Here is a 15,689-nt window from a genome sequence, read left to right on the forward strand (position 1 = left end):
CCCGAGGCGAGCGGGTGACGGGTGTCACGACACGCCGCGACCCGCGTGCGGGGCACGCGGGTCGCGGTGGTGCCGGGCGCGGTGCCGACGCGCGATACGGAGGCGCCGCCCGGCCGTGCCTCGCGGCCGGTCGTCAGTTGCCGTCGTCGTCCCCGTCACCGTCGTCGTCCCCGCCGGGTCCGGTCGTCGTGTTGACCACGTCGGGGCCGTCGTCCCCGTCGTCGCCGTCGCCCCCGCAACCGCCGACCAGGCCGACGAGCGCCGCCATCGCCGCGGCGGCCAGCGCCGCCTTCCGCGTGGTCTGAGCAAGCATGCACAACCTCCAGCTGGTGGGCTTCGACCGGGCGCGTGTCGTGCCCGGCCCCACCCCTCTGTCCCCTACGGCGGCGATCTAACGGCGGGACGGGATGTCATGTCGGCCGGCCACGCTCGTACCGGTGCGGGATTTCGCGGGAGAGCAGCACGCCGGCGTCCTTCGACACTCGACGCGGAGCGTTCCCGTGGGTCATCGGATCGCCTGGCCGACCTGGGGTGCGATCACTCGACGCAGAGGTAGCGCGGTGAGCACCGCGAGCGTGACAAGGAGGGCGCTGACCCATATCGGGCCAAGATCACCAGCACCGGCTCCGAGGGTCGCCGCCGCGATGGCAGGGCCACCCGCCGCGCCGATGTTGAGTGCCGCGGTCGCATATGACCCGCCCATGGTGGGGGCGCCCGCCGACTCGTAGAGCACCCTGGCGATCAAGGTGCTGCCCACGGCGAAGGACAGTGCGCCCTGTATGAACACGAGGATCAGAAGCGCCACCGGCCGGGCGGCGACGGTCGCCAACGTGACCCAGCCGAGCAACAACATCGGGCTGCCGATTCCGATCACGATGCCGGGGCGCTGATCCGAGAGCCGACCCGCGAGAGTGACACCGACGAAGGACCCCGCGCCGAAGAGCACCAGCACCACCGAGACCCAGAGCTCGTCCAGGCCCGCGGTGTCGGTCACGATCGGCGCCAGGAAGGTGAACGTGGCGAATGTGGCGGCGTTGACCAGGGCACCCAGCAGCATGACCAGGACCAGCCTGGGCATCGCGAGCTGGGCGATCTCGGTCCGTAGGGAGGGGCCGGCCGGAGCGTCCTGTATGGCTTCTTCGGCATGGTCCGGGATGCTTTTCACGATGCCGAAGGCGGCGGGAAGGCAGAGCAGTGCGATCGCCCAGAAGGTTGCCCGCCAGTCGAGCAGCGTTCCGAGCAGCGCGCCGCCCGGAACCCCGGCGATGGTGGCCACCGTCGTGCCGGAGAGCAGTACCGCCAGCGCGCGTCCCTTCTGGGCGGCTGTGACGAGCGTGGTCGCCGTACTCAGCGCGACTGCCAGAAAGCCCGCGTTGGCCAGGGCGGCGATCACACGGGTGGACAGAAGAACCGGGAAGCTCGACGTGAGGGCACCCGCGACATGGGCGACGGCGAACACCAGCACGAAGCCCAGCAGACTGGCCCGGGTAGGCCACCGGCGTGCGAGCACCGCCATCAGCGGCGCCCCGAGGACCATTCCGACCGCGAACGCCGAGGTCAGAAGCCCGGCACTTCCGACCGACACATCCAGGCCGGTGGCGATGTCCGGCACCAGGCCGGAGAGCATGAACTCCGAGGTGCCCATGGCGAAGACCGCCACGGCGAGCAGGTAGAGCGAGAGAGGCATCGAGAACTCCGAGGTGAGAGAACGAGAAGAAAGCGTCTCGTCACCGCGGCCAGCACCCAGGGGTGCGCGCACTTGCCCCGCTCAGCAAAGCTGCCGGGGAGTGGACTACGAACTCAGTGGTTCAGGGGGCTGACGGCGTGACCGAAAGCCCCCACCTTGGATGCCTCGGGGCTCGACATGCCACGAACATTACTCGAACCCGTCGGTTGTCACGCAAACGGATTCCGTCCGGAGAAGGTGCCGTCAACGTCCTGCCCTGCGACAATCAGGCGTCGACGGCGGCTTCCCCGGAGGTCGTCGCGTGGTGACGGCGCGGACGCCGGTTGGCCGGCCGGCGGACCTCACCCCGGCCGGCGGACCTCACCCCGGCCGGCGGGCGCCGCCTGACGCCGATTCCGCTTCCGGGTCCGCGGGCTCGTCACCGCCGCGATCGTGTGGCCGTCCTGGTCCCGTGCGGGCCCGCGGCGGTGACGCTCTCCCGCTCCGCCGTCCGCGGCCAAGAGGTTGACCGGGCGGCGATGATCGCTCACGCTGCGCCTGAAGCGTGTCGATTCCCACTCTCCAAGGAGCGTTCATGGCGCACATCACGCTGGGCAACGACCTGCCGGGCATCTCCGGCCTGTTCCACTACCGGCCGCAGACCGCGCGGCCGATGAGTGAGCTGGCCGAGGTGCTCCTACGCGGTGACAACTCGCTGTCCCGAGGCGAGCGGGAGCTGATCGCGGCCTACGTGTCCTCGCGGAACGCCTGCCGGTTCTGCTTCTCCTCGCACGCCGCGTTCGCCGAGGCGCAGTTGCCGGAGGGCACCGCCCCGGTCGAGGAGATCTGCGCCGATCCGGCGGCCGCCTCCATCTCCGACAAGATGAAGGCGCTGCTGGACATCGCGGGAGCCGTACAGCAGGGCGGGAAGGCGGTCACCGACGGGCAGGTGGCCGCGGCCAGGGCGGTGGGGGCCTCCGACGTGGAGATCCACGACGCGATCCTGATCGCGGCCGCCTTCTGCATGTTCAACCGGTACGTGGACGGCCTGGCCGCGTTCACCCCGGACGACCCCGCCGCCTACAAGGTCATGGCCGACCGCATCGTCGAGAACGGCTATCTGCGGGCGCTCCCCGAGGCGCGAGGCTGACCGAGGGGCTCCGGGCGGTCACCGCACGTCGACGTGCCCGCCCGGAGCCCCTGTCTCCGCCTCGTCCGGCCTGCTCGTGCCGCGGAGGCCTCGACATCACACGCCATGAGATGCGGCGGAGAAACGAAGGACCAACGCTATAAGTATCCGAAGTTCCACGAAGGGGTACTTATGGCTTTTATCTCCCTGAACTCCGACGAACCAGGAGTTCGCAGTCTCTTTCGCTACCGTCCGGAGACCGCCGGCCCGTTGAACGAGCTGGTGGAGGTACTGCTGTGCGGGGAGAGCTCCATGTCCCGTGGTGAACGGGAGCTGATCGCGGCCTACGTGTCGTCGCTGAACGAATGCCGGTTCTGTTTCTCCACGCACGCGGCGATCGCCGCCGCCCACCTCGACGAGGGCATGCCGCTGGTGGAGCAGGCATGCGCCAACCCGAGCGCGGCGCCGGTCTCCGGGAAGCTCCGGGCGCTGATGGAGATCGCGGGCGCGGTGCAGCGGAGCGGGAAGGCGGTCACCCAACGGCACGTCGACGCCGCCCGAGCCCTGGGGGCCACCGACATGGAGATCCACGACACCGTGCTGATCGCCGCCGCCTTCTGCATGTTCAACCGGTACGTGGACGGCCTGGCCACCTACGCCCCGGACGACCCCGCCGTCTACGCCGAGCGGGCGAGGCGGTCCGACGGTTATGTGGCGGGGCTGGCCGAACTGCAGCGCCAGGCCTGAGCACCTTGTGAGCGGGAACGCAGGAGGGGGTGCGGGGCCGTAAAGGACGACCACTGAAGCCATTTTTATCGCGAAATTGAGAAATAATTCGCCTGTTGCCTGATCTGGCGCCGGATGAGGGTTGACCCGGCCGCGATGATCGCTCACGCTGCGCGTGAAGTGCTCCGTCGCCGATCCCTCAAGGAGTGTCCATGGCGCATGTCACGCCGGGTAACGATCAGCCGGGCGTTCCCGGCCCGCTCGCGCGTCGGACGCGGACCACACGCCCAAGGCGCGAGCGGGCCGGGGTGCCCGGCGAGCGGGGGCCGCGCAGCCGATGACAGCGACCTCCCCCCACCGTTACCTGATCATCGGCGCGGGACCGGCAGGGTTGCAGCTCAGCTACTTCCTGCAGCGGGCCGGGGCCGACTATCTCACGCTGGAGCGTGACGCCGCCCCCGGGTCCTTCTTCCGCCACTATCCGCGGCACCGCCGCCTGATCTCGCTGAACAAGGTGCACACCGCCCAGGACGATCCCGAGATCAAGCTGCGCTGGGACTGGAACTCCCTGCTCAACGACTCGCCCGACCTGCTGTTCCCCCGCTACTCGAAGGAGTACTTCCCGCGCGCGGACGACCTGGTCGACTACCTCGCCGACTTCCAGCGCGAGCACAAGCTCAACGTGCGTTTCTCCACCCCGGTGGACCTGATCGAGAAGATCGACGGCCTGTTCGCCGTGCACGCCGCCGGCCAGGTGTTCCACGCGGAGTGCGTCATCGTGGCGACCGGCTGGGGCGGGCCGAACATCCCCGACATCCCGGGCATCGAGCTCGCCACCGGGTACGAGGACATGCCGACGGGCGGGGAGGAGTTCGCCGACAAGCGGGTGCTGATCATCGGCAAGGGCAACTCGGCGTTCGAGACCGCCCAGGCCCTGCTCCCGTACGCCGCCGTCATCCATCTCGCCAGCCCGCATCCCGTACGGCTGACCTGGGCGAGCAAGCATCCCGGAGACGTGCGCGGCCAGTACGGCGCGCTGCTCGACAGCTACTGGTTCAAGACGCTCCACGGTGTGCTCGAATGCGACATCGACCGGATCTGGCGCGAGGGCGGCACGTTCAAGGCCGCCATCACCTACACCCTGGCCGAGGGCGAGCAGGCGTTGCTGGAGTACGACGCGGTGCTGCGGTGCACCGGCTTCCGGATGGACACCGGTCCCTTCGCCGACTCGTGCCGGCCCGAGCTCGCTCCGAACGGGCGGATCCCGGCGCTCGGCCCCGACTGGCAGTCGGTCAACGTCGACGGGCTCTACTTCGCGGGCACGCTGATGCAGGGGCGCGACTTCAAACGCGCGTCGTCCGCGTTCATTGACGGCTTCCGGTACAACCTGCGCACCATGTCGAGACTGCTCGCCGAGCGTTACGAGCGGGCACCGCTCAACCACCAGAAGCTCCCGGCCGACCCCGGCAAGCTGGCCGGCACGATGCTCGACCGGGTCAACCACAGCTCGGCGCTGTGGACCCAGTTCGAGTACCTGTGCGACGCGTACGTGGTCGACCCGGCCACCGGGCAGGTCCGGCACTACGAGGACCTGCCCGAGGACTACGCGGTCGAGCGGTTCGCCGGCGAGGCCCAGGTCTTCACCGTCACCCTGCGGTGGGGCCGCCGGGACTACGGTGACGTCTTCGCCATCCAGCGCCACCCCACCCCGGACCGGGCCGAGGAGAGCGCCTTCCTGCATCCGGTCATCCGCCACTGGCGCCGCGGTGACATGGTCGCCGAACGCCACCTCCTGGAGGACCTGCTCGCCGAGTGGCGCCATCCCGTACGGCACGTGCAACCGCTGTGCGCGTTCCTGGAGGACGAGCTGGGCGCGCGGGACGGCACGTCAGCCGACGCCTCCTGAGGTGGTCTGCTCCACCAGATAGTCGACCACGTCGGCGTGCCGCCCACGCACGGCGAGGGCGGCCCGCTGGCGTGCCGCCCCCGTACCGGCGGCGCGCAGCCACGCCAGCCGCTCGGTCACCATCTCCAGGTCACCGGTCTCCTCCAGGGCCGGCCGGGTGTGCCGTACGAGCGCGTCGAGCAGGTCGCCGGTGGCCAGCAGCTTGCCGGTGACGGGGGAGATGCCGTGCCCCTCCAGGCCGTCGCGGGCGGCCCGCCAGTACGCCGCGCGCAGGAGCTCGGCCGACAGCCTCGGGCCGGGGTCGCCGGCCGTGACCCGCCCCAGCGCGGTCACCACCAGCGCCCGCACCACGGCGGCGAGCAGGGCCGACTCCTCCGCGGTGGCGGGCACGTCGGTCACCCGGATCTCCAGCGTCGGCAGCCGGAAGGACGGCCGGATGTCCCAGAAGATCGTCCCCGGGTCCACCAGCACGCCCGCCTCGGTCAGCCTGCCGACCAGCTCGTCGAACTCGGCCAGCGAGGAGAAGTACGGCGGCGGACCGGCGACCGGCCACTTGCCCCAGCAGAGCGTGCGCCAGCTCGCGTATCCGGTGTCACGACCGGCCCACATGGGGGAGTTGGCCATCATCGCGATCAGGACGGGCAGCCACGGCCGCAGGTGGTTGGAGACCAGCACCGCCGCCTCCCGGTCGGGCAGGTGCACGTGGACGTGCCCGGCGCAGATGGCCTGCTCGTCGTGGAGCGATCGGTAGGTCGCGATCCCGACCTCGTACCGGGGGTGATCGGTGATCAGAGGCGGGACGACGTCGCCCAGCACCGGGGTGCCCGAGGCCACCACGGCGAGCCCGTGCTCCCGGGCCGCCGCCGCCATCGCCGCGCGCATGTGCCGCACCTGCTCCTCCAGGCCGGAGATCCCGGCGTACGGCGGCGTCTTGGCCTCCACCTGGAACCGGGTGATCTCGGTGCTCGTCCGCTCGCCCAGTTCCTTCGCGGCCTGCGCGATCACCTCCGCGGCCCGCGGGGACACCTCGCGTGTCAGGGGGTCGACGACCAGGTACTCCTCCTCCACCCCCACCAGCGGGCGGGTGGCGTTGAAGGGCGGCACTGGCTGCGCGGACTCGACGGTTTCCGTCATCGCTGCTCCGAAGGTGAAGGCTCGGCGGTGATCATTAACGTACTCCGACGTAACCGTACTTATCCGCCTCCGCTTCCGCGGGCGATTCGGCCGCTCGTCGAAAGCCGGGGTACATCAACCCCCGGCCCTGGGGCACCCCGTTCACGCCGCAGAGTAGACCTGGTACCCGTCAACCGTGCCGGTGAACTGGAAGTCATGCGGAGTGATCCGGCCCTGCCCTGGACCGTCGAGCCGCATTATCAGAGGGAGCAGCGCGATCGCATTCGCCGGCAGTTCGAGGTCGATCGGCACGTCGAACCGGCCCAGGATCCACTGCACCCGCCCGGACGAGGGACCGTCGGACAGCACGATCGCAAGGAGCGGCTGATAAGGGCCCGGCTTTTCCCGTACGAAGAGCAGCCGGCCCGGCGGCGGCACGATCAGCCGGTCTCCGATCTGATCGGGTCCTGGCGGACCCGGCGATCGCCGCATGGGCACCGCCACCTCGACCCGAGGTAGCGGTGCGTTTTCTCGCGCCGGGAGGTACCGGTCAAGAAGCCGGCTGGTGATATGACTGAGGATCTGGCTCTGGCCCAGCAGCCAGACGAGACCGGCGAGGATCGGATCCATCTTCGCCTCAGCGCGCCTGACGCGAGGCCCGTTCCAGGACCTGGACGAGGGTTCGCACGGCATCGGTCATTTTGCGGCTGAGGTCGACTGCCTCCCGGGACGCGGTGGAGGCGTTGAGTGTCATGTCGACGTTGCCCGTCCGCAGCGTTATCGAGAGCGCCGCGGAGTCGGGGGGGCCGGAGGCGTACATGACGACCGCCTGCCGCTCGGGTCCGCGCGGCCACGTGACCACCCAACCGGTGCCGCTGGAATCGATGATCCGCTGTACCTGCTCGCCACCCACGGCCGCGCGCAGCGCGTCCTCGATGGCCGCGTGGGCGTCACCGGCGTGGTCGTTGGCACCGGACCGGTGGCCGCCGAGCGTGCGTGCCTCGGCTTCGGCGATGGCGGGTTGCAGGGAGGGAATCACATCGACCACGTGGAGGCTGTCGCCGCCCAGCCGCTTCGGCGCGCCGGGGGCGGTTCGGGTGTACATGTCGAACACCCCGGTGGACAGGCCCGCCGGTTCGAAGCACAGCCCGGAAATGAAGGCGTCCTCGTTGTAGCGGTGGTCGGCGACCGTGGCGGCGTATCCCCGCACGTCGCCGTCGCTGAACTCACGAAGGCCGTTCGGATGGTGGCTGTGCCAGGTACCGAGGTGCTCGATCTCCGGCTCGGCACGCTCGATCTGGCGGAACACGCTTTCCTGGAATTCGCCGTCGGGGTGCAGCGAGGTGGCGCTCGCTTTCGCTCTCGGCCCGGAGCCGATGCTGCCGACCAGTAGAAACGCCTCAGTGTCGGCTGTCTGGCTCCAGAACGCCTCGATCGCCCTGCCGTACGGGCTGTCGGGTGCCGCGGATCCCCGGCGGATGCGGTAGCCCAAGAGCTTGCCTCCAACCTCGATCGCCGAGTTGGCCTCCACCAGGCGTGCCGACTCCTGCAGAACGTCGGAGTGGATGTAGATGCGTTCCGGTGCGCCGCGCTCCCCACGGTGCCGTTTGAAGAACATCTCTCAAGCCTCCGCGGTGGATTTTTCGATGGGCCCGCACGACCGGCATCCGTCGATCATGGGCAATGTCAGGTGGTGAACTCCGAGTGACAGGCCGTCATCTCCGCGAATACGCATCGATATCCAGTTGGCGGTGGACGCGCCGCCGGACTTGCGGTCGAGCAGCTCACCGATGGTCAGGCGTGCGTGCAGGGCGGCAATGAGCGCGATATCGCTGGAGAGGCCGGCAGCCGAGGCGTTGCGAACATCGAGCCCGTACAGCAACTCCGTCTCGTCCTCGGTGACAGGGAGCTCGTCGTCCGAAGGCAGGTGGCCAAGACCCTCCGCGACGGTCTCCATGCAGGTGTAGCAGCCGCCGACGCCCGGCCGATAGGCGAACACGTTGCCGCCGACGCCGCCGCGGTGCACAAGCCCGACGGTCATCGGTGTTGCGTGACGCACACACTGGTCGTTGATGAAGTGTCGAGCCGCATTGGAGTCGGTGCCGGAGACGACGACGGCGGCACCGCCGATCAATTCGTCCAGGTGTGTCGCGGGAAGGGCGAGGACATCGGCGTCGACTGTCTCGCAGCGCACTCCCGGGTTGCGATCGAGCAGCCAGCGCCGGGCGATCGCGGTTTTCGGCTGCCCGAGGTCGGACCGCAGCGCAGGATGCTTGACCAGGTTGCGCTCCTCAAGAATGTCCGGGTCGACGAGCGTGAAGTTCGCCCATCCCGACATGGCGAGGTGCTGCAGCACCGGGAAGCCTCCCGAGCCGAGGCCGATCACTACGACGTGGTCGGCGGCGTTGCGCTGCTCCAGCAGATAATCGATCCTGGAGGTGTCGATGTGGCTCAATGTGTCTGCCCCCTACCCGGCCAGCGATTCGTGTGCATGTACACGTCGTGTTTGTGTATCCAGGTGAAGGCCTTGGCGACGGTATAGGCGAGGGTGTATCGGGGAGTCCACTGCTCCGGCCGCCAAAGGCACAATTCGCTGTGTGGATACGTGTGCAAGGCGCCAGGGTTCCAGCCTATGGCGTACACCCTGGGCGGACGGTAGGGATACCCGTTCGGTACGTCGATCCGGAAATCTCTAATGTTTCCGGACGCCGTCTTAACGACCCCGGCGATGTTTACGATCAAGCTGTGTAGATGGCTGATCGCAATCGTGTTCCAGGCGGACGTCAATTTGATCACCTCGAGCTGGTGGCGGTGCCGCAACGAGGTCGTCCGCTCCGTCATCAGGAACTCCGGTGAGTTGCTCAAGTCCGCCCATCGCTCCCAGGGAGCGGTCATGCGTATTCACCGTGCGGGTCGTGCAGGACAGTACTCTTCTGCCCGGGCGGCGTCGGAGCATTGTGCATCTTCAGGGAGCCGTCGTTGTTCAGCTGGATAATCTGGGCGCCGGCGCTCTGCTGACGAAGGATCTCTTCGGCACGTCGACGGGCCTCCTGGGGAGTCATATGAGTCCGAATCCTTCCGCTATGAGGCTGGTGGCACCAGCGCCGTCGTAGTGGTGGTGGCGTGAACCGTCAACGGGGGATGTGGCTGGAACCGCCACTACAACAACGATCTTCATCCGCAGGCGTCGGACCATGCTAAATACCCTTATGCCCTTTGATGGGGGGACTGGCCACTGTAAAGACGAACGACCGCGGGTGATGGTTGTCGAGTGAGGGGATTCTGTTGGAACTCCCAATCTGAGGCACGCTCAATATGACATGAATAGTCCCTTATGGGCACTTTGCTGCTGACCTTGAAAGGTGGGAGTTACGGCAGTTGAAGGATCATGCCGGTCTGGGCCGGCCAATTTCGCAGGCAGGAGCGGCTGATTCCCAATTCTTGGGCCAGAGTGATGATCGGTTTGTCGCCGAGTCGGGCCGGCGCGACGGCGCGCTCACGAAACTCAGGCGGGTGAGGTGCGGGCACGGGTCTCTTCCTTCCCGGTCGACACAAGGTCGACTCAGACAACGTGTCCGTCCTGCGGGGGGAAGCTCCAAGGCCGGGTAGTTAGCGTTTCTGCAGGTCACACAAGGTGGTGGTCTCTGGCGGAGTTACTGCTGCGTAGCGGCCGGTGCGGACCCTTTTGATCAGCCCTCTCTCGGTCCAGCGGGCGAGTTGTCGATGGGTGGCGACCAGGGTGACGTCGCCGAGAAGCTCGGCGATTTCTCTGGCCCGCCATTGCCGCTCGGGTTGCGCCTGTAGGGCTGTAAGGACGCGGTTCGTGCGGTTGCTGGTCTGGCCGGGGCCGGCGTAGTCGGGGACCGTGGCGGCCGGCAGCGCGGGACGAGGAGGCGGGGGTGGCAGGACAGAGACCGCCACGGAGGTCACGGTCAGGCTCTGGTCGGGGCGGCCGTCCATCTTCCTTTCCGCGTAGCGTGAGATGGGTGACTTCACCTTCCGGGTACTGATGCGGGGCCGACGCGGCGGGGCCAGCTCCGACATCACCCGCCGGCCGATCGCCCCGAGGCCCTGCTCGAAGACTTCTTCGGCGCGTACCAGCAGGTCACGGGCGGTGTGGAGAGCGATCGTGAAGCTGCAACGATCAGGATCGGTGCCCGGCTGGAACTCCGCTGCCTCGGTGATGGCGCGGCGCAGGAGCTGGTAGCACAGCAGCAGGGCCCACATCTCCTGCTCGACGCCGACCGGGTCGCACGAGCGCAGGACCCGGCCGCGCAGAATGGTGTGACGCAGCGCGTAGTAGGCGCTCTCGTGTTCCCAGCGTTCGTGGTAGAGGTGCACGAGACGGTCGGCGGGGTAGCGCCGGGCGTCCAGCAGGGTGGTCACCAGACGGTAGGAGCCGTTGAAGGTGCTGCCGTCGGCGCAGGTGACTCGTACGTCGGCCTCGATGATGCGCACGGCGACTCCGCCGACGACCGAGAGGTAGGAGGAATCCATGAGGGTCTTCAAGGACCGGCGGGCGACGGCACTGTCGGATGCGGCCCACGACGCGGGCGCCGGTGGCGTGCACGGCGGCGAGGAAGTCGTTGCTGTCGAAGCCCCGGTCCCACAGCAGCAGCATCTCGGGACCGAGATGGGACAACAGGCGGGTGGCATAGGAGGTTTCGCTCTCCCGGGTGGGGCCGAACACCGCGCCGATCACGGAGCGGGTGCCGGTCTCGACCAGCGTCATCAACTCGACCTGCGGATAGCCGCCGTGCGGGCATCGTCTCAGCCAGCCACGGTTACGCTCACTGTCCGGGGTCTTGATCGAGCTGCAGCCGTCGAAGGAGACCGTGCGGTACGGGCCGAAGCGCACGCCCGGCGTCCGCGGTGGAGCCAGTACCCCTGCCACCACTTCGAACAGCGCCTTCACCGGAGCGCAGCCCACGCGGCGACGTAGATCACGCAGTCCCTTCGCGCTGGGGCCCGGCAGACAGCCGCCGATGCCGGCGGTCAGCTTGTCCCACACCAGCCGGTATCCGACCTCCGGGAAGAGACACATCGCCACCAGGAAGTACACCCCGACCCGGGACGGCAGGTCTCTCAGCCGCTGCTGGACCGCCCGGGTCTCCTCCAGAACGGCATCCACCAACTCGAAGGGCAGAAACGGAGTCAGGCCACCGAGCTGCCCGGCAGCGAACCTCCCGGCGGCCACAGTGACGGTACGGGTGATGGCCATCACGGGACTCGGCGGGACATGATGAGACGGCAACGGAGCTCCTCGGATGCAAGCTGTCTTGGTCGACTGCCTGTATCAACGAGCTCCGTTGCTCCGCGTCAGGGCCCCCTCAATGGGCTTGCGTGACCTGCAGAAACGCTAACTACCCGGCCTTGGGGGAAGCTCAGGCGATGAACCGGAACCACTTCAACTCGTTCATCTGGAAACCGGCCCTCGAAGCCGGGGGAGTCATCCCGGCACGCGGGATCGGGACTCGCCGGTGGATCGAGAGCGGGGAAGAGGGCTTTCACGCCCTGCGGCATCACTTCGCGAGCGTGCTCCTGGCGGAGGGGGACATTCGCAGCCTCGCCGGGTTCCTCGGCCACGAGGATCCCGGGTTCACGCTGCGGACCTACACGCACTTCATGCCGTCGAGGGAGGAGCGCATGCGAAAGGCCGCCGAGCGTGCCCTCAACGGAGGGACGGTCGACGGCCTTTCGCGGGACGCCTGAGTGCCCTGGATGTGCCCTGGCGGGTTAACCGTCAGCGTTTCCCCAGGTCAGAAGCTTGATTGCTCAGACGTCGTAGTAGAGCTCGAACTCGTGGGGGTGCGGGCGCAGGCGGATCGGGTCGATCTCGTTCTCGCGCTTGTAGGCGATCCAGGTCTCGATCAGGTCCGGCGTGAACACGCCGCCCTCCAGCAGGTACTCGTGGTCGGCCTCCAGGGCCGCGAGCACGGCGTCGAGCGAGCCCGGGACCTGCGGGATGTTGCGGGCCTCCTCCGGGGGAAGCTCGTAGAGGTCCTTGTCGACCGGCTCGACCGGCTCGATCTTGTTGCGGATGCCGTCGATGCCCGCCATGAGCTGGGCGGCGAAGGCGAAGTACGGGTTGCAGGAGGGGTCGGGGACCCGGAACTCGATGCGCTTGGCCTTCGGGTTGGAGCCCGTGATCGGGATGCGGATGCACGCCGAGCGGTTGCGCTGGGAGTAGACCAGGTTGACCGGGGCCTCGTAGCCGGGCACCAGACGGTGGTAGGAGTTGACCGTCGGGTTGGTGAACGCCAGCAGCGACGGGGCGTGCTTGAGCAGGCCGCCGATGTAGTAGCGGGCGGTGTCGGACAGGCCCGCGTAGCCGACCTCGTCGTAGAAGAGCGGCTCGCCGTCCTTCCAGAGCGACTGGTGGCAGTGCATGCCGGAGCCGTTGTCACCGAAGATCGGCTTGGGCATGAAGGTGACCGTGTGGCCGTGCTCCAGGGCCGTGCTCTTGACGATGTACTTGTACAGCATCAGGGTGTCGGCGGCCTTGAGCAGCGTGTTGAACCGGAAGTCGATCTCCGCCTGACCGGCCGTGCCCACCTCGTGGTGCTGCATCTCGACGTCGATCCCGGCGTCGATGAGCTTGCGGACCATCTCCGAGCGCAGGTCGGTGAAGTGGTCCATCGGCGGGACCGGGAAGTAGCCGCCCTTGAAGCGCGGCTTGTAACCGAGGTTGCCGCCGTCCTGGGCCTTGCCGCTGTTCCAGGCGCCCTCGATCGAGTCGATGTGGTAGTAGCTCGAGTGGGCGTTGGTCTCGAACCGCACGTCGTCGAAGATGTAGAACTCGGCCTCGGGGCCGAAGTAGACCGTGTCGGCGATCCCGGTGCCCTTGAGATACTCCTCCGCCTTGCGGGCGACGTTGCGCGGGTCGCGGCTGTAGGCCTCACCCGTCAGCGGGTCGTGCACGAAGAAGTTGATGTTGAGCGTCTTGTGCTGCCTGAACGGGTCGAGCACGGCCGTGGACGGGTCGGGCAGCAGCAGCATGTCCGACTCGTGAATGGCCTGGAACCCGCGGATCGACGATCCGTCGAACATCAGGCCGTCGGTGAAGACACCGGCTCCGAAGTTCTCCGAGGGGAACGTGAAATGGTGCGTCGTCCCCGGCAGGTCGGTGAACCTGACGTCAACGAACTGCACCCCTTCGTCCTTGATGAACTTCAGGACGTCGTCGGCGGAGTTGAACACGCGAACCTCCCATGGGACGGGCTAACAGACCGAAAGTATGCCTGTGCCGTTACCGCCCCGTGTCTCGTTTGTTTCGCCCGTGTTAAGCGAAAGTCGCCTCCACGGTAGTCCTCAAGTCCGCTCTGGACGGGTATGGCGGGTCTTACCTTTACCCGAGTTTCACGTATCCGACTTCAGTACGCGGCAGCCCTCCGACGTGCCCTCGTCGAGTGAGTAGGGGTCCACGGCCGGGCCGTCGGCGGTCAGCTTCCTGTCGGGCGCCGAGTCCGGATAGAACGGGTGTACGAATCCGTCGTCGATATCGCACCGCGCCGGGGCGACACCCCCGCCGTTCCAGTGGGTGACCCAGAAACGCAACCGGCCGCCTTCTCTCCACGCGTCCAGTGTGCCGATGTTGTGCGCGACGAGCCTCGTCAGGGTGTCCGGCCGGCCTGGCCGCCGGATCGCGTACACGAACAGGTAGTTGACCTTGACCCGGACGCCCCGGAGACCGTTCTCCCTGAAGGCCGACAGCCGGGGCCTGCCGTGGACCTTGAAGGTCTCGCTGACGAGTTCGGCGCTCTTCGGTGCCAGGCTCGTCACCCACTCCCGGCTGTAGTACCCCTTCTTCTTGTCGGGTTTCTTGAGTCCCTTGACGAACGGCGCGCGTTGCTCCGGATCCAGCAGCCGGATCAGTTTCTCTGGCCTGCCGCCCATCAGCACCTTCCGGTCCAGGTGCGAGGCCATGAGGAGTTTTCTCGCGTGCCCCAGGGCAGCGGACACCTCTTTGCGGTTCAGCCCGCCCATCGCCCTGGGCCGCGGCATGACCAGCCCCTTGGCGCCGTCGGCGTACTTCTGGGCGGGCGAGCCGACGAAGGGGGAGACCTCCACCGGTTCCTCGCGTGCCGTCTCAGCGGGCTCAGCAGTCTCGGTGGTCTCTCCGGTCGCCGGACCCGAGAGGCGGTCGGAGACGGTGGTACGGACCCGGTCGACGACATCCGGCCGGTAGACGACGAACACCCCGGCCGCCGCCACCAGGACGGCCACAGCGATCGCCGTGTTCCGTAGCCTCCGGCGCTGCCGGAGACGGGGATGCCGCGCCCACTCCTGTGCGGCGACCTTGCTCATCCGCTTGCGTTCCCGCTCGTTGATCTGAGCCGTGAGCGCTTTGAAGCGCTCGTCGATGTCGTCGATGTCAGACACAGGGATTCTCCGGGGGATGCTCTCAGGGGATGCGGATACACATGATCCACGGCTTTCGCGTGATACCGGTAGCGGGTCCGGGTGGATGAGGGGGCGGCGTCCCGGGCGGCTACCGTTGGAGGCATGAGCAGTAAGCAGCCGCGTTGGACCCAGACCTGGCTCGGCGGCGTCAGGTCCGCCGGAGTCGATCTCGGCTACCCGGGGGAGCGGCTCGGGCTGCCCAGGGAGGGCAGCGGCTCGGTGGCCGGGTTCGGCCGCAGGATCGGCGCCCTCCTGATCGACTGGCTGATCTGCACCTGGGCCATCACCCAGGGACTCCTGCGGATCGACGCCACCGCGGCGCCCTGGGTCCCGGTCCTCGTCCTCGCCGCCGAATACCTCCTGCTGGTGGGCACCATGGGGATGACCTTCGGGATGCGCCTGCTCGGCGTTCGGGTCGCCGCGCTCGGCGGCGGCGCCCCCGGGTTCGTCTCCGTGCTGGTACGGACCTTCCTGCTCTGCCTGGCCGTGCCCGCCCTCGTCTGGGACCGCGACCAGCGCGGCCTGCACGACCGCGCGGCGAACACCGTGGTCGTACGTCTCTGAGTCGGCCCCGTAACCGGTTTCCCACTCTCACCTCTTCCCTTCCCCGGCGTCGCCCCGCGCTCGTGATCGCGCCCGCACTACCCTCGTCCGTACCCGCGCTCACCCCGCGCTCGTCCCTGTGCCCGGCCCGGCGCCGATTCCTTTTCAGGCCGCTGGCCGTCATACCGTGGACGCCCGCGCCG

General features: G+C 68.1%; 17 protein-coding genes. 5 read left to right on the forward strand and 12 right to left on the reverse strand.

Annotation, left to right across the window (positions count from 1 at the left end):
- Positions 1 to 133: 133 nt before the first annotated feature.
- Both OG587_RS20610 and OG587_RS20615 read right to left on the reverse strand, forming a co-directional pair.
- Positions 134 to 313 (reverse strand): hypothetical protein, encoded by a 180-nt coding sequence (locus OG587_RS20610; protein WP_329092680.1) that lies wholly within the window; start codon positions 311 to 313, stop codon positions 134 to 136.
- Between the two features lie 192 nt (positions 314 to 505).
- Positions 506 to 1,687 (reverse strand): Cmx/CmrA family chloramphenicol efflux MFS transporter, encoded by a 1,182-nt coding sequence (locus tag OG587_RS20615; RefSeq protein WP_329092681.1) that lies wholly within the window; start codon positions 1,685 to 1,687, stop codon positions 506 to 508.
- 574 nt (positions 1,688 to 2,261) lie between these two features.
- On the opposite strand from OG587_RS20615, the gene OG587_RS20620 reads away from it, so the two are divergent.
- The 3 genes from OG587_RS20620 to OG587_RS20630 all read left to right on the forward strand — a co-directional run bounded on the left by OG587_RS20620 (position 2,262) and on the right by OG587_RS20630 (position 5,427).
- Entirely contained in the window at positions 2,262 to 2,816 is a 555-nt protein-coding gene (locus tag OG587_RS20620; protein ID WP_329092683.1) for a carboxymuconolactone decarboxylase family protein, read from the forward strand.
- Positions 2,817 to 2,987: 171 nt separating this feature from the next.
- A complete protein-coding gene (locus OG587_RS20625) occupies positions 2,988 to 3,542 on the forward strand; it encodes a carboxymuconolactone decarboxylase family protein (RefSeq protein WP_329092685.1) in 555 nt (184 codons plus the stop codon).
- Between the two features lie 316 nt (positions 3,543 to 3,858).
- Positions 3,859 to 5,427 carry an NAD(P)-binding domain-containing protein gene (locus OG587_RS20630; RefSeq protein WP_329092687.1) on the forward strand — a complete coding sequence of 523 codons (1,569 nt, stop codon included), beginning with the start codon at positions 3,859 to 3,861 and terminating at the stop codon, positions 5,425 to 5,427.
- On the opposite strand, the gene OG587_RS20635 is transcribed toward OG587_RS20630, so the two are convergent.
- The 8 genes from OG587_RS20635 to OG587_RS47215 all read right to left on the reverse strand — a co-directional run bounded on the left by OG587_RS20635 (position 5,410) and on the right by OG587_RS47215 (position 11,761).
- Positions 5,410 to 6,561, reverse strand: a complete 1,152-nt coding sequence (locus OG587_RS20635; protein WP_329092689.1) for a carboxylate-amine ligase — start codon at positions 6,559 to 6,561, stop codon at positions 5,410 to 5,412. The two genes, OG587_RS20630 and OG587_RS20635, sit on opposite strands and share 18 nt — an antisense overlap.
- A 141-nt stretch (positions 6,562 to 6,702) precedes the next feature.
- The gene (locus tag OG587_RS20640) at positions 6,703 to 7,170 is read right to left on the reverse strand and encodes a hypothetical protein (RefSeq protein ID WP_329092692.1); all 468 of its coding nucleotides are present in this window, start codon (positions 7,168 to 7,170) and stop codon (positions 6,703 to 6,705) included.
- Between the two features lie 7 nt (positions 7,171 to 7,177).
- Complete coding sequence (locus OG587_RS20645) at positions 7,178 to 8,158, reverse strand: hypothetical protein (protein ID WP_329092694.1); 981 nt, start codon at positions 8,156 to 8,158, stop codon at positions 7,178 to 7,180.
- A gap of 3 nt (positions 8,159 to 8,161) precedes the next feature.
- Complete coding sequence (locus OG587_RS20650) at positions 8,162 to 8,995, reverse strand: ThiF family adenylyltransferase (RefSeq protein ID WP_329092696.1); 834 nt, start codon at positions 8,993 to 8,995, stop codon at positions 8,162 to 8,164.
- 436 nt (positions 8,996 to 9,431) lie between these two features.
- Positions 9,432 to 9,602, reverse strand: a complete 171-nt coding sequence (locus OG587_RS20655; protein WP_329092698.1) for a hypothetical protein — start codon at positions 9,600 to 9,602, stop codon at positions 9,432 to 9,434.
- 307 nt (positions 9,603 to 9,909) lie between these two features.
- Entirely contained in the window at positions 9,910 to 10,068 is a 159-nt protein-coding gene (locus OG587_RS47210) for a transposase (protein ID WP_443075594.1), read from the reverse strand.
- An 81-nt stretch (positions 10,069 to 10,149) separates the two neighbouring features.
- Entirely contained in the window at positions 10,150 to 10,767 is a 618-nt protein-coding gene (locus OG587_RS20660; protein ID WP_443075595.1) for a hypothetical protein, read from the reverse strand.
- A complete protein-coding gene (locus OG587_RS47215; RefSeq protein WP_443075596.1) occupies positions 10,685 to 11,761 on the reverse strand; it encodes a transposase domain-containing protein in 1,077 nt (358 codons plus the stop codon). The genes OG587_RS20660 and OG587_RS47215 overlap by 83 nt, the downstream gene beginning before the upstream one ends.
- Before the next feature lie 170 nt (positions 11,762 to 11,931).
- On the opposite strand from OG587_RS47215, the gene OG587_RS20665 reads away from it, so the two are divergent.
- Positions 11,932 to 12,252: a tyrosine-type recombinase/integrase gene (locus OG587_RS20665; RefSeq protein WP_329092702.1), complete on the forward strand. Its 321-nt coding sequence runs from the start codon at positions 11,932 to 11,934 to the stop codon at positions 12,250 to 12,252.
- 63 nt (positions 12,253 to 12,315) lie between these two features.
- Here OG587_RS20665 and glnA read toward each other — a convergent pair whose 3' ends face one another.
- Positions 12,316 to 13,740 carry a type I glutamate--ammonia ligase gene (glnA, locus tag OG587_RS20670; protein WP_329092704.1) on the reverse strand — a complete coding sequence of 475 codons (1,425 nt, stop codon included), beginning with the start codon at positions 13,738 to 13,740 and terminating at the stop codon, positions 12,316 to 12,318.
- 159 nt (positions 13,741 to 13,899) lie between these two features.
- Positions 13,900 to 14,922, reverse strand: coding sequence for a hypothetical protein (locus tag OG587_RS20675; RefSeq protein WP_329092706.1), 1,023 nt, complete (start codon positions 14,920 to 14,922; stop codon positions 13,900 to 13,902).
- A gap of 123 nt (positions 14,923 to 15,045) precedes the next feature.
- Here OG587_RS20675 and OG587_RS20680 point away from each other — a divergent pair, with 123 nt between their 5' ends.
- Positions 15,046 to 15,507, forward strand: coding sequence for an RDD family protein (locus tag OG587_RS20680; RefSeq protein ID WP_329092708.1), 462 nt, complete (start codon positions 15,046 to 15,048; stop codon positions 15,505 to 15,507).
- Positions 15,508 to 15,689 lie beyond the last annotated feature (182 nt).

Origin of the sequence: Streptosporangium sp. NBC_01469 (assembly GCF_036227305.1) — a bacterium.
GTDB lineage: Bacteria > Actinomycetota > Actinomycetes > Streptosporangiales > Streptosporangiaceae > Streptosporangium.

What these genes read in the sequence shown, in the direction of transcription:
- OG587_RS20645 (WP_329092694.1), bottom strand. Translation starts at nt 8,158, where the DNA reads ATGTTCTTCAAACGGCACCGTGGGGAGCGCGGCGCACCGGAACGCATC.
- OG587_RS20640 (WP_329092692.1), bottom strand. Translation starts at nt 7,170, where the DNA reads ATGGATCCGATCCTCGCCGGTCTCGTCTGGCTGCTGGGCCAGAGCCAG.
- OG587_RS20660 (WP_443075595.1), bottom strand. Translation starts at nt 10,767, where the DNA reads ATGTGGGCCCTGCTGCTGTGCTACCAGCTCCTGCGCCGCGCCATCACC.
- OG587_RS47215 (WP_443075596.1), bottom strand. Translation starts at nt 11,761, where the DNA reads ATGGCCATCACCCGTACCGTCACTGTGGCCGCCGGGAGGTTCGCTGCC.
- OG587_RS20620 (WP_329092683.1), top strand. Translation starts at nt 2,262, where the DNA reads ATGGCGCACATCACGCTGGGCAACGACCTGCCGGGCATCTCCGGCCTG.
- OG587_RS20635 (WP_329092689.1), bottom strand. Translation starts at nt 6,561, where the DNA reads ATGACGGAAACCGTCGAGTCCGCGCAGCCAGTGCCGCCCTTCAACGCC.
- OG587_RS20680 (WP_329092708.1), top strand. Translation starts at nt 15,046, where the DNA reads ATGAGCAGTAAGCAGCCGCGTTGGACCCAGACCTGGCTCGGCGGCGTC.
- OG587_RS20615 (WP_329092681.1), bottom strand. Translation starts at nt 1,687, where the DNA reads ATGCCTCTCTCGCTCTACCTGCTCGCCGTGGCGGTCTTCGCCATGGGC.
- OG587_RS20610 (WP_329092680.1), bottom strand. Translation starts at nt 313, where the DNA reads ATGCTTGCTCAGACCACGCGGAAGGCGGCGCTGGCCGCCGCGGCGATG.
- OG587_RS20625 (WP_329092685.1), top strand. Translation starts at nt 2,988, where the DNA reads ATGGCTTTTATCTCCCTGAACTCCGACGAACCAGGAGTTCGCAGTCTC.
- OG587_RS20655 (WP_329092698.1), bottom strand. Translation starts at nt 9,602, where the DNA reads ATGACTCCCCAGGAGGCCCGTCGACGTGCCGAAGAGATCCTTCGTCAG.
- OG587_RS20665 (WP_329092702.1), top strand. Translation starts at nt 11,932, where the DNA reads ATGAACCGGAACCACTTCAACTCGTTCATCTGGAAACCGGCCCTCGAA.
- OG587_RS20630 (WP_329092687.1), top strand. Translation starts at nt 3,859, where the DNA reads ATGACAGCGACCTCCCCCCACCGTTACCTGATCATCGGCGCGGGACCG.